The organism is Natrinema ejinorense, assembly GCF_002494345.1.
GTDB lineage: Archaea > Halobacteriota > Halobacteria > Halobacteriales > Natrialbaceae > Natrinema > Natrinema longum.
Genome location: NZ_NXNI01000001.1, coordinates 448,290 through 463,559, shown reverse-complemented (window position 1 = coordinate 463,559; position 15,270 = coordinate 448,290). Strand labels below are relative to the sequence as shown.

Annotated in this window: 10 protein-coding genes, 2 tRNA genes and 2 pseudogenes; 11 read left to right on the top strand and 3 right to left on the bottom strand. The window is 60.8% G+C overall.

The features are described 5' to 3' along the window. Positions 1-24 precede the first annotated feature (24 nt). Positions 25-147 (bottom strand): annotated as a pseudogene (locus CP557_RS23375) (PAS domain-containing sensor histidine kinase); the annotation flags it as partial. A 152-nt stretch (positions 148-299) separates the two neighbouring features. Between CP557_RS23375 and CP557_RS02460 the strand changes: the two are divergent. Together CP557_RS02460 and CP557_RS02455 are read left to right on the top strand one after the other, a co-directional pair. Beyond that, a complete protein-coding gene (locus tag CP557_RS02460; protein ID WP_097378442.1) occupies positions 300-2,690 on the top strand; it encodes a PKD domain-containing protein in 2,391 nt (796 codons plus the stop codon). Positions 2,691-2,839: 149 nt separating this feature from the next. Then, positions 2,840-3,185, top strand: a pseudogene (locus CP557_RS02455) (CBS domain-containing protein); the annotation flags it as partial. A 355-nt stretch (positions 3,186-3,540) separates the two neighbouring features. On the opposite strand, the gene CP557_RS02450 reads toward CP557_RS02455, so the two are convergent. Then, entirely contained in the window at positions 3,541-4,632 is a 1,092-nt protein-coding gene (locus CP557_RS02450) for an AI-2E family transporter (RefSeq protein WP_097378441.1), read from the bottom strand. A gap of 288 nt (positions 4,633-4,920) precedes the next feature. Between CP557_RS02450 and CP557_RS02445 the strand changes: the two genes are divergently transcribed. Together CP557_RS02445 and CP557_RS02440 are read left to right on the top strand one after the other, a co-directional pair. Next, the gene (locus CP557_RS02445; RefSeq protein WP_097378440.1) at positions 4,921-5,508 is read left to right on the top strand and encodes a hypothetical protein; all 588 of its coding nucleotides are present in this window, start codon (positions 4,921-4,923) and stop codon (positions 5,506-5,508) included. Then, entirely contained in the window at positions 5,505-6,122 is a 618-nt protein-coding gene (locus CP557_RS02440) for a hypothetical protein (protein WP_097378439.1), read from the top strand. The genes CP557_RS02445 and CP557_RS02440 overlap by 4 nt, the downstream gene beginning before the upstream one ends. 850 nt (positions 6,123-6,972) lie before the next feature. On the opposite strand, the gene CP557_RS02430 is transcribed toward CP557_RS02440, so the two are convergent. Further along, positions 6,973-7,044: transfer RNA gene (locus CP557_RS02430), tRNA-Ala, on the bottom strand. Between the two features lie 168 nt (positions 7,045-7,212). Here CP557_RS02430 and CP557_RS02425 point away from each other — a divergent pair. From CP557_RS02425 to CP557_RS02390, 7 genes are all read left to right on the top strand, one after another. Then, positions 7,213-7,917: a class I SAM-dependent methyltransferase gene (locus CP557_RS02425; RefSeq protein WP_097378437.1), complete on the top strand. Its 705-nt coding sequence runs from the start codon at positions 7,213-7,215 to the stop codon at positions 7,915-7,917. A 237-nt stretch (positions 7,918-8,154) separates the two neighbouring features. Then, positions 8,155-8,225, top strand: a tRNA-Gly gene (locus CP557_RS02420). 794 nt (positions 8,226-9,019) lie between these two features. Then, positions 9,020-9,598 carry a winged helix-turn-helix domain-containing protein gene (locus CP557_RS02410; protein ID WP_097378436.1) on the top strand — a complete coding sequence of 193 codons (579 nt, stop codon included), beginning with the start codon at positions 9,020-9,022 and terminating at the stop codon, positions 9,596-9,598. Between the two features lie 177 nt (positions 9,599-9,775). Next, the gene (locus CP557_RS02405; RefSeq protein ID WP_245852869.1) at positions 9,776-10,105 is read left to right on the top strand and encodes a hypothetical protein; all 330 of its coding nucleotides are present in this window, start codon (positions 9,776-9,778) and stop codon (positions 10,103-10,105) included. Between the two features lie 424 nt (positions 10,106-10,529). Continuing rightward, positions 10,530-11,186, top strand: coding sequence for a DUF3784 domain-containing protein (locus CP557_RS22045; protein WP_143825018.1), 657 nt, complete (start codon positions 10,530-10,532; stop codon positions 11,184-11,186). A gap of 314 nt (positions 11,187-11,500) precedes the next feature. Next, positions 11,501-14,494 (top strand): efflux RND transporter permease subunit, encoded by a 2,994-nt coding sequence (locus CP557_RS02395; RefSeq protein ID WP_097378433.1) that lies wholly within the window; start codon positions 11,501-11,503, stop codon positions 14,492-14,494. Continuing rightward, positions 14,491-15,246 (top strand): TrmB family transcriptional regulator, encoded by a 756-nt coding sequence (locus CP557_RS02390; RefSeq protein WP_097378432.1) that lies wholly within the window; start codon positions 14,491-14,493, stop codon positions 15,244-15,246. The genes CP557_RS02395 and CP557_RS02390 overlap by 4 nt, the downstream gene beginning before the upstream one ends. Positions 15,247-15,270: the final 24 nt, after the last annotated feature.

The window sequence follows — 15,270 nt, the reverse complement described above, 5'->3', positions numbered from 1 at the left end:
GTCGCTGTCGGCAACCTGTACCACTCAGCCGTGATCGGTAACAATCTGCTTGACGAGTCGTAGTTCGAAGCCCGTTCCGTCCGCGCCAGTCGAGTACCCCACCTCGAAGCTGTCGTCACGCTCACCATCGGGTATCCTCACACCATTATCTACGACGTAGAACCCGCTTCAGTCGCGTTACTGGACCTACAGACGTGTTTCAGCGTCCTTCGAGAGTTTCGCGGAGAGGCCACTGCTGTCCGTTACCCCATAGAAATATATACTAGATAGTTCGACACAGTATAACATTTGAACAATACATGAACAGCCTATTTCACGCCACGCTAACACTCCTGTTCGTCGTCATGGTCGTTTTCGCCGCCGGCCCAGCGATGGGGGCGACCATACCGGCACCTCGTCCCGCTGATCAACAAGCGTCACTGGAGACGGTCCCTCCTGTAGACATGGGCGGAGCGGTGTCGTCGACTGCGCAAGTCGAGTTCGAGACGGAAGGCTCGGGAGCGGTAGAGGAACTGGTCGTTGTCGAGCGTATCGACCGTGATGGCGACGGCTACGCCTCGGGATTCCAGCTCAAGGTGGTTAGCGACACGCGCCCGAAAGACCCGAAGGAGAACAGCAAGGCCGGACGATCAACGGCCAAACTGTTCTCGGTCCTCGTCGGCGGCCCATTCAAGAAGGTGCACAATTTCTTCACCAAGGAAGCCTCGGACGAGTTCTTCACTCCCGGGCAGGTAATGAGCGCGACCACCGCGGATGGAACCCGCGACGTCGGGACCTACCGGCCGATTGGGCCAAAGCGGTACTTCGGCCCCGGCGAAGAAGCCGACGAGACACCGCTGTACGTCGGGACCGCACGCGAGGGCGAGGTGTGGGCACACGAGAGTCACGCCGTCGAAATGTCGCGGTTCCTCGGGCCGGACGAGGAGCGAACGACCATCGAACGCATAACGCTCGAAGCCTGCTGGGACCCCGAAGCGAGAGGGTCGCTGACAGGCAAGGACTTCGACGCCTGTCTCCAGCCGACGGATATCCCCGACGAAAGCTTCGCTGCTATCTTCGATTCACTCTACGGGACCCCTCCGTTTATTTTCACGCCCGACGAACCACTGAAAGTCGAGTCCCCGGAACAGGACCGCACCGAGACGATGACCGTCACGTCGAACGTCGACGGAGCGGTTGTCACGATCGATAGAGAACGGGTCGGGACAACGCCGTGGACTGGCGAGGTTCCGACCGACGTGGGTAGAGACGGCTCGGTTCGCGTCACCGTGGCTGACCGGGGATACCTCCCGGAGACGCGCCGCATGGCCGAGCCACGCGACATCGACACGCGGCTGACGAAGATCGAGCAGCCGATAACGGTCCGCACTGCGACGCCGGGGGCGACCGTCTTCGTCGACGGCGAGGTCGTTGGAGTGACGCCGTGGAGTGGAGAGCGGTGGGTCGAAGGGTCGTACGACGTGTTCATCAGCGCCGATGGGAAGGCCCCACGCCAGTTCACCGGCGTCAGGGCCGGCGATACCATCTCGACTGAACTCGTGAACGATAGCCTGATTACTGGCGTCACTGAACCGTCATTCGACGACACATCGCCCAGCGGATCGACCGACACGTCGACTGAGACGACGGGTAACAACAGTTCTGAGCCAGAATTGATTGTCACGAACACAGATCTGACCGACGCGGCACTCGAAACGGAGCTGCGCCAGATACAAGATGTCCAGCTCGTGGCCTCGCGGTTCGAGACGAGCGAGTCGGCCGTCGCCGTCGGCGAACCGATGACGCTGACTGCGGGACAATCCTACAGTCTCCTCGGTAACATCACGACTTACGAGTGGTCCTTCGGCGACGGCAACACGACGGGTCGACTCTCAACCTCGAGTCGGACACACGCCTATGCCAGCCCGGGGACGTACACCATCGAGCTAACAGTCCGGGATAGCGACGGCAACACCGATACGTCGACGAGGACGGTCACCGTGAGAGACACGTCACCGCAAGCCGCGTTCGCCCCAAGCACGTTCGATTCGCAGACTGGCGAGCCCGTGTCGTTCGACGCCAGCGGGTCGACCGACGCCGAAGGGCCGATCAGTTCGTATCGCTGGGAGTTCGGGGATGGGTCGAGTGCAAGTGGGTCGACGCAGACACACACTTACGCGAGTGACGGGAACTACACCGTTCAGTTGACTGTCACCGACGGCGGCGGAAATACCGCCGTTCGAGAAAAGACCGTCACCGTCACTACTCCGAACGCGCGGCCGACTGCCTCGTTCACCTCATCGGTCGACCGGGAGGCCGGTACCGTGACGCTTGACGCGACCGATTCCACCGACGAGGATGGAACCATCACCCAATACGTCTGGTTCTTCGAGAACAAGACGGTGATGACGGGAAAGCGAGTTACCTACGACGCTTCAGGGACGGCCTCACGCGACATCGAACTGCTGGTCGTCGACGACGCGGGTGGTTCTGCGACGGTAACCAAGAGGGTCGATAACGTTGCCAAAGCACGGAGCGAGACAACGACACCAACAGCGAACACGGCTGCTCCCCCCACCGCCAGTGGGACGCCCACCGAAGGGACAACCACGGCGACTGACCCCTCACCCAATGAGTCGGCCGACGGGATACTTGATGCGCTGGGTGGTATTCTCCGGGAGATCGCCGATGCAATCGGGTGGGACGACTAATCTAAGAGGGACAGCAACGGGCGGTTCGCAGTCTCGTTCTAACGGTCGATTCTGGAGAGGCAATTCGGAAGTAAACAGACATGCTATGATCGAGGCACCCTCTCTATCTTGCACGGCCGTAGGAGCGTGTCATCAGTTGACGATGTCAACAGAGGATGGAGGGACGCCCGAAGATGCGGTATCCACTGGTCGGAGGCGAACTGACCGATTTTCGGGGACAGTCTCTATACGCCGATCCTCGTCAGACGCCGCAAGCAACTGCCCACCGGCGATCTCGACATCGCCGAGTTGGCGGCCCCGGCGATGACGCGCTCCCCCGACACAGATGTCAGCGATGCAGTCGACCAGTTTGAGGCGGAGAATCATGAACACACACTGGTGATCGAAGATGGCAAGGTCGTCGGACTCGTCACCATGACCGACTTGCTCGAGGCGATGATGGGCGATCTCGAGGGTCCGATCGACCGGAAACAGCGAGAAGCAACTAATCGGTGACCGGAACGACCAATCGTTCGTCCGCGTCGCATACGAACCGGACGAACCCGCGCGGGAACCCCGGATCTGCTTCGGCTCGCTACTCGGCCGCTCGACGGTACGAGCAACAGGGAGTGTACTGTCGGGACGCGGGGGACTGCCGGCTCGAGATCGTGGTATCCCAACTGATCGAGTCGGCGCTCTATGACCCGCGGGACGGCCTACGCACCACGAACGCGGTGTCTGCACACACTCCCAGTCCCGTTGTCTTCCGGCGTGACGACCGCTCGGCGAATGAGACGGTCACTGACGCAATGACCGTGACTCACGTTACGAGTGACGGAATCGACGGGCCAGGGCGTTCCGTCGGTCGCGGTCACTCTCCGAGGAGAGCGCTACCGAGGGTGGGGAAGATCATATGCGCGAAGTGGACCGTAATGACGACGACGATTGGGCCGAGGAAGAGTCCGTACCAGCCGAAAGCGAGGGTCCCGAGGAAGTACCCAAGGAGAACTAACCCCATGTGGACGCCGCTTCGCGCGGACAGGTACGACCGTGCGAAGAAATCGGGGATCGTGTCGACGACGACGAACGTGAGAACCAAGAACGCGATCGGGTGCCAGAACGGCGTTGACGTCGTCACTGCGAGTCCAGCCAGAACCAGTCCGTACGGGACATAGACGAGTTTCATCCCGACGGCCGGTATCAGTGTCCCGATTCCGATAAGTAGTGAGAGTAACACCGGCGTTGCAACGACAGTCCCACTCGGTGCGAGGTAGTTGAGAGCGGTGTACGTTGCTGCGGCGGTTACGGCTGCGACCGCAATGACCGCGAGGTTACTGAGAAAGACCGTTTCGAGGTCGTCGTCGACAGACTCGATGTACGAGACGATCTCGTCGTCGTGGTCGATGCTCTCGTAGAACCACTGTCGTAACTTCTGGTCGTCACGCAAGAGATAGAAGAGAAACGTGAGCATGAGAAAGAATCGAGCGAGAACTGAGAAGACGAATCCGGCGAACGACTGTAGTCGTCCTAGTGCGCTCGGAACGCCTTGGCGGAGGGCGCCAGTGATCGGGGTGCCGGAACCAGCTGTGAGTGCGTCTCGGAGTCCGTCGACGTTGCCTTCCCTGACCAATCGCAAATACGGCTGGAAGAGCGATCGATACGTCTCGAGTTCGTTCGAAGCGAGGAACTGATCCAACTCCCGGAGTGCGACGACGCCCGCGTAGGCGATGACGGCTACCATGGGGACGACGACGAATAGTATCGTGACCGTCGCCGTCACGTTCGGGTGGTCGATGACGCGATCGAGTTGGCGATACAGTGGACGCGTCGCGTAGTAGACGAATATCGCGAAGAGTAATGTCCCCACGTATCTGAAGAGTGCGATCCCGATCAGTGCCGCGATAATCAAGCCGAATCCAACCCAGAGGAGTCGCTCGCCGTCCCATCCGTCGAAAACGGCCATGGTCAATTGCACGGGTACAAATCGGAAAAATGTCGGTCTTAAAAGAGATGACTGTAATCATCGCGTGGTCGTCGCAGAAGCGAGTGGTCGGCGCAGCGCTCGAGGAGGACTGGATCGGAGTCGAGGAGTGATGAACGATCAATTGGTTCGTTCTTCTCGAGAACCGAGAGCGGACCTGTTGACCAGTGGCCCCTGATCACGTCTGTCGGTCCATACAGCCTTTCACCCCTTTGGATAGCTGCAAATTCGGTTGTGGGTTTTAGTGTTCTCGAACCTAGTTACTGCTCTGTGACGCTCGAGCAACTCGTCCGCGACGAGCGGATGAACGCCATCATCGGATGGTCGTTGATGGGCATCGTGGCGCTGGGTGCCATCGAGAGTGTTCTTACGGGCGTTCTACTCTGGGGTGGGTTCGAGCTAGCCATCGTCGCTACGGTATCAGCACCAGCGCTGATCACCGGCGACTGGACGGCGATGGTTTCCTGGCCGCTCTTGGCAGTCGCTACGCTCTCTGTCGTCGCCGGTGTTGCCGGATTTCCGTCCGAGACCGTTGTGTATCTTGCCGTTGCGACGCTCGCGCTCGTCGTCGTCGTCGAGCTTGAGACGTTCGCCTCGGTCGAACTGAGTCGTCGGTTCGCCGTCGTCTTTGCGGTGCTGACGACGATGGCGCTCCAGGCGCTCTGGACCGTCGCGCAGTTCTACTCGGATCGGTGGCTCGGGACCGAGTACCTGCGCTCGCAGACCGAACTCCAGTGGGATTTCGTCATCGTCACCGTCGTGGGACTCGTGCTCGGCGGACTCTTCCAGTGGTACGCCGGCCGATTCGAGCCGGCGGGTGCCGTCGCTCGAGCCGCGAACGGAGCGGACTCACCATGACGCTCGGCGACGCGCTGGGGCTGACGGATGCTCGGGAGCGCCGTCTCGTTCGAGGCCTGCAACTTGGACTCGTCGCGCTCCTCGGTTACGGGGTCGTGACGTTTCAGTTCGGAATCTCCGGAACGGCGGGGTTTGCCCTCGGGATAACGCTCCTGCCGGCGTGGTTGCGCCGGGAGTACGGGTACTCGATGGACGCCGGACTCGTCCTCTGGACCACCACCGCCGTGATCCTTCACACGATGGGATCGCTCTGGCTCTACGAAGCGTACCAATGGTACGACGAGATCGCACACACCGTCTCGGCGTCAGTCATCGCAGGACTGGGGTATGCGGCCTTCCGGGCGTTCGAACTCCACACCGACGAGATGAACGTCCCGTCGACCTTTCGCTCCGTGTTCATCGTCGTCTTCGTCCTCGCGATCGGTGTCATCTGGGAGGTTCTGGAGTTCGCTCTCGGCGGCACGGTGGTCACTGTCTATGGCATCGACGACATCGTTACCGACTTCGTGTTCAACGCAGTCGGCGCAGTGATCGTCGCAATCTGGGGAACCGGCTACGTGAGTGAACTCGTCGAATTCTTTCGGCGACGACTTCGTTCCAGACCCGAGAACTAGGCCCCGACAGGCGTGTTCGATCGATGGTGCTGCTAACGGTCGCTCGAAGCAGTAGTCGGCGTCGGCAAAAAGACGATCGCTGTGATCAGCAGGCAAGTCCGTAGCCAGTAACCGTTACAGCAGCTTGGCATGCGTTTCATGTGTCGGGTTGCCAATTCCGGCCCTCGTTTTACGCCGCAGATGGTCGAATGGTGAGCGATGACAGTATCCGATGCAGATGATCATGACCGAACTCGCAGCGAGAACGATGTGTAGAACGAGTGAGGCGTAAGTTATGGCCCGTGAGACGGCGTCACCCTCTCGAGAGGAGATCGAAAAACGGATTCAAAAGATTGGGAAGTACTCCCGGGCAGTCCGTACAGGATTGGTGATCATTCTAAGTGCGTTTCTATTAGCCGTTAGTGTCGTCCTTCCCGCAAACCTCGACAGTCCATCACAGGCGATCGAAGCGATACTGATGCCGCTCACGTTCGTCGGACTAGGTACCATCCTGTACGGAATCGGGATGCACCTTCACCTCATGCATTTGAATCTCGTCCGCCAGTTACAGCCAGAACCGGCGGACGACCAGCCATCGGCCCCCGAGCCAGATGATTGATTGTGAACCCGAATTCACCCGACTGTGAGTCGCTATCTTCGGGTAGCGGAAGTTTCAGAACGGAACGGACGGTCAGTCCACACGCCTGCCCACCTCCCTCTATTGACCGCCGGACAGCGGCGGGGTCCGAACGGAGCCGTGGTGAACTCTGTCGAAGATGGACGGCTCGAAAAACGCGACTCCTCCGATATCTGGACGGACAGCGTTGTTACTCGAGTTTTGGAAACCCTCGAGATAACAGTTAATTTCGAGTGGACTCGCCGGGATTTGAACCCGGGGCCTCTCCCATGCCAAGGGAGTGATCTACCCCTGATCTACGAGCCCTCGTACGCATCCCACAGTTCCCGTCGGGAATAGATAAACCCCTCGAATTCCTCGAGTCCCCGTCACGGTGCCACATTCTCACCGTCGACACGCGACCGTGACCGATCGACGCGGGGCCCTCGAACGGGTTGCGAACGCTTTTTGCGCGTTCCCCGCCGACACCAGACGATGGCCGAGGACCGGAATCGGGCTCGAGACCGAACGGAGAGCCGAGACGAGGGAACCCGTCGCGCCGACGTACGCGACACCTACGATCGAATCGCGGACCACTTCGCGTCCACGCGAGAGTACGCCTGGCCCGAAGTCGAGGCGTTCGTCGAGACCCACGCGAGCGACGGCACAGGCGTCGGGCTCGACCTTGGCTGTGGCAACTGCCGCCATGCCGAACTCCTCGCTGCCGACCTCGAGTCCGTCGTCGGTCTCGACGTCAGCCGCGGCCTACTCGAGACGGGGCACGCACGGGCCCTCGAGCGTGGCTTCGCCGTCGACCTGATTCAGGGGGATGCCGCGGCGCTTCCGTTGGCGACGGACAGTATCGACGTGGCGGTCTACGTCGCGACGCTGCACCATCTGCCGACGCGGACCGCCCGCACGGCCAGCTTAGACGAACTCGCGCGCGTGCTCAGTCCGGGCGGCCGTGCACTCGTTAGCGCGTGGTCGACTGCCCACGACAAGTTCGAGGAGACCGAGGGGTTCGACACGACGATCGAGTGGACCCTTCCCGGCGGCGAGACGGTCGACCGGTTCTACCACATCTATGCTCCCGACGAGTTCGAGGCCGAACTCGCCGGCAGCACCCTCGAGTGTTGCGAGGTGGAACTCTCGAGTGGGAACTGTTACGCGACAGTGACCGCCACCGGATCGAACGCGTAGCCACCGTCTCGCCACAGGGGTCGGATCGCTGTTGGACGTCCGACCGTGGCTCGAGCGGTGAGCACCGCCGACTGATCGACGTCGTCGGGCGCTCGTGCCCGCTCGATCCGAATCGGCTGTCGAGTACTGCGTCCGTTTTTTCCCGCGTCGTTCGAGGTCGCCGGTGGCGCTGATCGCTAGCGGGGGATCGAACCGAAAAGGAAGAGCCTTAAACGTGGAACGAAAATCCGGAACTGCGCGCGGATGGTCTAGTGGTAGGACCTGAGCCTTCCAAGCTCATGGCCCGGGTTCAAATCCCGGTCCGCGCATCACCGTTCTCCGCATCGTCAGCGCCCATTCGAGCGAAGACCATCTCAGTGCAGTAAGCCAGCGACCAACGAACAGGGTTCACGCGAAACTGGACGAGACGTAACTCGTGGCTTCCGGGTTTCCTCACGTAGACAGTACGCGGTCCATCGACCTATGAGTGAAAAAACCGAGAACATCGTCCTCGTACCCGAACCGTCAGCGAAACACCTCAACCCTCGACAGTGCGTCTCCTACCGAGACCACCGGAATAAAAACCATCGTTTGCATCGCGACCGCGCCACAGTCCGCGCGATTTTCTCACACGTGGCGAACGAGAGCATGTCCGGGAGGCCGCGCTCGAATATAGAGGGATTCCCAACTACGACACCGTCACGCCGGATGAGCGCGAGCGCTGGCGGCGGTATCTCGCGCAGCGATTGGGCAAGGCGAAGGCAGACGTGACGGTAGACGACTGGAAAGCCACGAACAGTTGGAAAATACCGTCCCTTCTGTGGACGACCTTGGACGTCGGACTGCGTCCGATCGAAGTGCGGCGAGCGACAACATCGTGGATAGACGCGTCGAACGGCGTAGTACGGATTCCGAAAGAGGACTCGGCGAAAAGCGGCACTCGAACGGATGGGTTGATTACTATTCAAATAAGGCGAACCGAATCGATGGGATTGACATTCGCCTATGTAGGGTTCGCGGACACAGTACCCGCGAGTAGTTAGCAGTCAAAAGACATGTGGAGAGCATATAATTAGTGTACACACAAGGCTATTGTTCTCGAGACCAAATAATAGACCAAGATATGGCTGACGACGAATCTCTGGCACCGCCCGAAGCGATCGAAATCGGGGACGAGGCAAAACATACCGACGAATGGACGGACGAGATGCCGGGAGTCGACCGCGTGATTTCGGTTTCGTTGACGGTCGAACAACCGCGGACGGCGGACTGGATCGCGGAGCGAGCGGAGGTATCACCGACGACGGCACGGAGTCACCTCGAGCGGTTGGTCGATCTGCATATCCTGAGTGCGGTCGAACAGCGAGGTGCGAAGACGTACTACCCCGATGCCGCGTACCAGCGGTTCAAAGAAGTGTCACAGCTGATCGAGGAACACACTCGCGACGAGATCGAGACGATAGCGGTCACCGCAAAGGAGGACATCGAGGAACTCAGGGAAACGTACAGTGTTGAGAGCGCAGATGAGTTGCGGAAACTCGCGACGGCCGAAGACACATCCTCGAGGGAGGCGCGGAAGTACTTCAAAAGGGCCTCCGAGTGGGACACGCACGCACACATGGTCTCGATAGCGGAGGAAGCGCTCGAGCGATACGAAAAATTCAGTCACCGCTACCGACCGCCGGTCGATTCCGCCGTATAAATGTATCTCGGCGCTTTGCTGGCTGATGGCGGATCCGACCCGAGCGATTTATCCGGTCGTCGGGGGCGAATCTTCGAGCAGTTACGGATCAATCTGAACCACCATCCTGCGACTGAGACGGTAGTCGTCAGACCGACACGCGACCAGAAAGACCGGAAACTCGTCGCTCGCTTCGATATGCAGATCTTGGTCGATGGACTCGTCGATGCGGACGAAGCCAGACTCGAGATCAACTGGTGGACGCACCCTGACGGGATCGGCGACCAGTTCAAATTCCACTACGTCGAGTCGTCGGGCTACGACTGCGGCTGGCACCGACAACCGCATCCGGAGGAATCGGACATCCCGTTCGACCACTTTCAGCAGCGGGCCTCGCCGGAGAGCGACTATCAGTACCAGGGCGTCGACTTTCTGGAAAAAACTCCCGTCGGACTACTGTGGGAAGTGACGCGAACGCGACTTCCGAGGATCATCCGGGCTCGGTACGATCCTGACACGGAGTTTTAATATTCGTCAGCTATTGCGTCGTAGATCTCCTAGTGACTGTCCATCTCGCGTCTCCCGATGAACCGCAGCAATCGCTCACGAACCGCATCAGATGTCATTTCCTCGAGTTCGTCGTCGGGCGGGAAATCAGGATCAGCGATCACGTACTATGCCTCCGCGTTCGGGTAATCGTTCGGATCGATCACTGAGAACCACCCGTAGCGGTGAGAAATCGTGACCGACTGAAAACAGCGGTAGACCGAATGGTACGTGTTATAGATGTAAGCCCTGAAGCTCACGACACGGGTATTTATAATATTCTAGATAGTATTACGAGATGAGGAAACCGGGAACGTTGACGAGAGAAAATGCAAGACGGAGACGGGGTGGCTGTCGAAGTCAGTATTGAATCTGTGTCATTCTGTGATGAATTGAACCCTGTTTGATGGATGAAATCACACGGATTGTGAGAGAAGCCTTCCAAGCTCATGGCCCGGGTTCAAATCCCGGTCCGCGCATTTCTGTTGCGAGCAATACCGCGAGCAACAGCAATCGCAAGAGGGAGGTGAATGAGAGGAGACGCACGCTCGCGAGTGAAACGAGCGAGACCGTCTTCGCGTGGTTCAAATCCCGGTCCGCGAACTCCACACGCCTTCTTTCCGTTGGTTCCGGGTTTCCAGCAACGGCAAGTCCATGCCGTTCGAAGCTTACGCGGACAGTGAATAGTCCGTTCGAATTGTTTTCTAGACAGTTTTACGTCGCAGGTGAGTGTACTAACACGTATGACGAGTCACTGGCCGAATCGCCGGAAACGGTGATCGTCGGACTCGGGACCGCCCTCCTCGGGTATCTGATCAAGTATCGTGAATGGACGTTCCTCATCGCTGGATACGATACATCGACGGACGTCCCGAAAGAAGTCGCAGCGAATATCGTCGGCAATCTCGCGATCCGAGTGGGAGTTGCAACGATCGTATTCGGGCTGTTTGCTGCCGTTACATCGTTGCCCGAGACAGTCACGCTCGCGTTCGCCGCCATCGTCCTCCTCGGAGCAGGCCGCACTATCTACCGACTCCAGACGTATCAGAAAACGCCGACGTGAGATCTGACGCGGGCCTCCGGGCTATGACCAATCCCGAGTTGTCGATCGACTCTGTGAACCCAGTCGCCGAATAGTGGGTCACATCAACGGTCGCGGTGGTGCTTCTCGTTTCACAAAACCGCGGTACCTGCAAGGGCGACTGCTATGGCTGCACCGTGCGTTCGCGTCCGATTCGTGAGCTCCGGGCCTCGAGCGAGATCCGAACGTTTCAAAAAGCCAGCCATTCCGAACACGTAAATACGAGCCTGTTTGTAGGAACATAACAACAGAATGGTCCCGCACGACGACTCCGATACGAACCCGGTGGTGAACGGATGAGCGGCCCCGAACGGATCGCACGCGCCATCACCGCCCACTCACGGATCGTACTCGTGATCCTCCTCGTCTCGACGGCGCTCGTCGGGGCTGGCGCACCGATGGTCGATGACGATTCCTCCCTCTCCCAGTTCGAGACCGAATCCGAGGAAGCGAAGGCTCTCGAGCGGATCGACGGGAACTTTACGAGCGATCAACAGGAGAACACGACCCGCGTCCAGGTAATCGCACGCGGTGATGACGTGCTTACGAGAGAGTCGCTGCTCGCGTCCCTCGAGTTCCAGCAGGAACTGCGAGCCAACGAGTCGATCAACGCGACCCTCGCCGAGGAGCAGCCGATCACTGGCATCGAGAATCTGGTCGCCATCACGGCGATCAGAACGGAAGACGCCCAACGGGTGAACGAAACCAGCGCACGACTCGAAGACGGGCTCAACGAGACGGCCGGACTCCAGCGCCAGTACGAGCAGCTCAACGCGTCCCTCGAGAGCGGCTCGATCAACCGGTCGGAGTACCAGCCACGGGCGGCCGAACTCGAGGGACAGTTCGACGTCGTCTCCGAGCGCTCGACGAGGGGACTCAACGAGACCCAGACGGCCCGCTACGAGTCGGCACTACAGCAGGTCAGGGAGATCGAATCCCAGCGCTACGAGATCGAATCCCTGTCGGCGAACCCACGCGAGAACCCCGACTACCAGCAACTCACCGCCGACCTCGAGGAGGCGTATCGGTCGGGAACGGCCGGCGTCCTCCAAGCGGAGTACGCAGCCCTGGAGAGCAACGATCGACCGCCACTCGACGAACAGATCGCGGCCATCGAGGAGCTCGACGACGCGGCGTTCGAGCGGACGCTCGAGCGGACGTTGTCGACGAACGACTCCGAGGACAACGCCGCGCTCGCGCTCCTGTCGGCGTCCTACGAAGAGGGCAGTACCGACGCCGAGGCACGGGTAACCTCGGTCGTCCAGTCGACTCCCGACGACGGAACGGGTGGGGTCGGCGGCGCGGTCAGCGATCGGATCGTCGACAGCCAACTCCAGATCCGTGAGCTGGCAACCGACTACGACGATTCGTATCTCGTCTTCGGGAGCGGAATCATCACCGACGAGATCGACCGGTCGATGGCCGACAGCCTCGCCATCGTCGGCCCGCTGGCGTTGCTGTTCGTCGTGATCGCGCTGTTGATCGCCTACCGCGATCCGCTGGATATCGTCCTCGGCGTCGCCGGCATCGTCGCCGTCCTCGTCTGGACGTTCGGCTTCATGGGCTGGACCGGGATCGCGTTCAACCAACTGTTCGTCGCAGTGCCGGTCCTCCTGATCGGCCTGTCGATCGACTACGCGATTCACGTCTTCATGCGCCACCGCGAGCAACGCGAGGCGGACGGCGCTGGCGGGACCGTCCGCGGCTCGATGGGGATCGCACTGGCCGGCGTGGGTACCGCCCTCGTCTGGGTGACGGCCACGACCGTGATCGGCTTCCTTTCGAATCTCGTCAGTCCCATCGGCCCCATCAGGGAGTTCGGCATCGTCAGCTCGGTCGGGATCGTCACCGCACTGATCGTCTTCGGTGCGCTGATCCCGGCCGCCAAGGTCGAGATCGACGAGTTCCTCGAGTCCCGCGGCATCGATCGACGGAAACGTGCGTTCGGGACCGGCGATGGGCGCTTCAGCGACCTTCTGACGGTGGGTTCGACCGCCGCCAGACGGATTCCCCTGGTCGTCTTCCTCGTCGTCGCGTTGCTCACTGCGGGCGGGGTATACGGTGCGACCCAGGTCGACACCAGCTTCCAGGAGGAGGACTTCCTCGCGGACAGTCCCCCCTCGTGGACCGAAACCCTCCCGGGCGGGATGAGTCCCGGCGAGTACCACGCCAAGGACGACCTCGAGTACGTCAATCAGAACTTCCAGCGAGAGGACCAGCAGGCACAGATCCTCGTCGAGGGCACCGTCACCGACCCCGCCGTACTCGAGGAAATCGACGACGCCCGGAACGATGCCGCCGACAGCGAGATCGCGTACACGCTCGCGACGAACGAGGCCGACGTACAGGATCCGCTGACGACGATGGAAGGGATCGCCGCGCAAAACGAGTCGTTCAACGAGTCGTTCACTGCGGCCGATACCGACGACGACGGCGTTCCCGAACAGAACGTCTCGGCGCTGTACGATCAGCTCTACGAGATCGACGAGGACGCCGCGAACCAGGTTCTCTACCGGTCCGAGGGCGGAGCGTACGAATCCGCACGGTTGGTCGTCGCCCTGGGCGATGCCACGACGAGCGAAACGACCAGCGAGATGCGGACGATCGCCGGCGACATCGAAGACGGCAGCGACGGCCGCTGGAGCGCGATCGCTACCGGCGATCCGATCGTCAATCACATCGTCGAACAGGACCTGCTCGATACCGTCCTCGAGAGCTTGCTGATTACGCTCGTGGCGGTGTTCCTGTTCCTCACCGGTTCGTACTGGGTGACCGGCAACAGTGCTTCGCTGGGTGCCGTGACCCTGTTGCCGGTCGCGTTCTCCGTCAGCTGGATTCTGGGGACGATGTACCTCATCGGGATGCCCTTCAACGTGCTTACGGGGATGATCACGAGTCTCACCGTCGGACTCGGCGTCGCCTACAGCATTCACGTCAGCGCCCGCTACACGCTCGAGCTCGAGCGCCAGGGGAACGTCTGGTCGGCGCTACGGACGACCGTCACGGGGACGGGCGGCGCGTTGCTCGGCAGCGCGGCGACCACCGTCGGCGGCTTCGGGACGCTCGCGTTCGCGATCCTCCCCGCACTCCGCCAGTTCGGGATCATTACCGCGCTGACGATCACGTATGCCTTCCTGGCCAGCGTCGTCGTCCTGCCGACGCTGCTGGTCATGTGGACGCGGTACTTCGGGCCGGACGTCTCGTTCGACACCCCCGGGAGACGGACGGGGACCTCAACTGCGAGCGATGGAGGGACCGACGCCGACTACCAGGGAGGTGACGAGAAGTGAATAGCGACGAAGCCGAGGCCGTCGACGCCTTCGAGCAGCTCGGGCTTACCAGCTACGAGGCCAAAGTGTTCATCGCACTGCATCGGCTGAGCACAGGAACGGCACGAGACGTCGCAGACGGCACCGACGTCCCCCGATCGCAGGTTTACAGCGTCGCCGACAGCCTGGAGGAACGGGGGCTCCTCGAGGTCCAGCAGTCGAAGCCGATCCGGTACCGACCGGTCAGCGTCGAGGAGGCACGAGAGATTCTCCGGGAGGAATTCGAGCACGAACAGGACCGAGCGTTCGACTACGTCGAAACCGTCAAGAGCGAACCGGCCGGCGAAGAGACCCAGGAAGACATCTGGACGGTTCGCGGCCGCGACCGCGTCGACGACCGGACCGTCGATATCCTCTCGCAGGCGGAGGAACGGATCGTCTTCGGGACCCGCCGCACCGATCTCCTCACCGACGCGATCGAACGGACCCTCGCCGAGCGGGCACGAAACGGTGTCGCGGTGATCGTCGTCAGCAGGGCGCCGGGAGTTCGAGATCGGTTTGCCGACGTCGAGGGCGTCATCGTCGAACGCCCGCCCGGCCATCGGGCGGACGAGCAACAGTCGGGGCGGATCATCATCGGCGACGACGATAGTATCCTCGTGAGCGTTCTCGGTGGTGGGGACGGCGAGACGGCGATCTGGAGTTCCGGATCGTTGTTTGCCACCGTCCTGATCCAGTTGATCGAAGCCAGCGAGGAACTGCGCGTCGAGTGACCGGGACGGCGAGCCGTCTGCAGT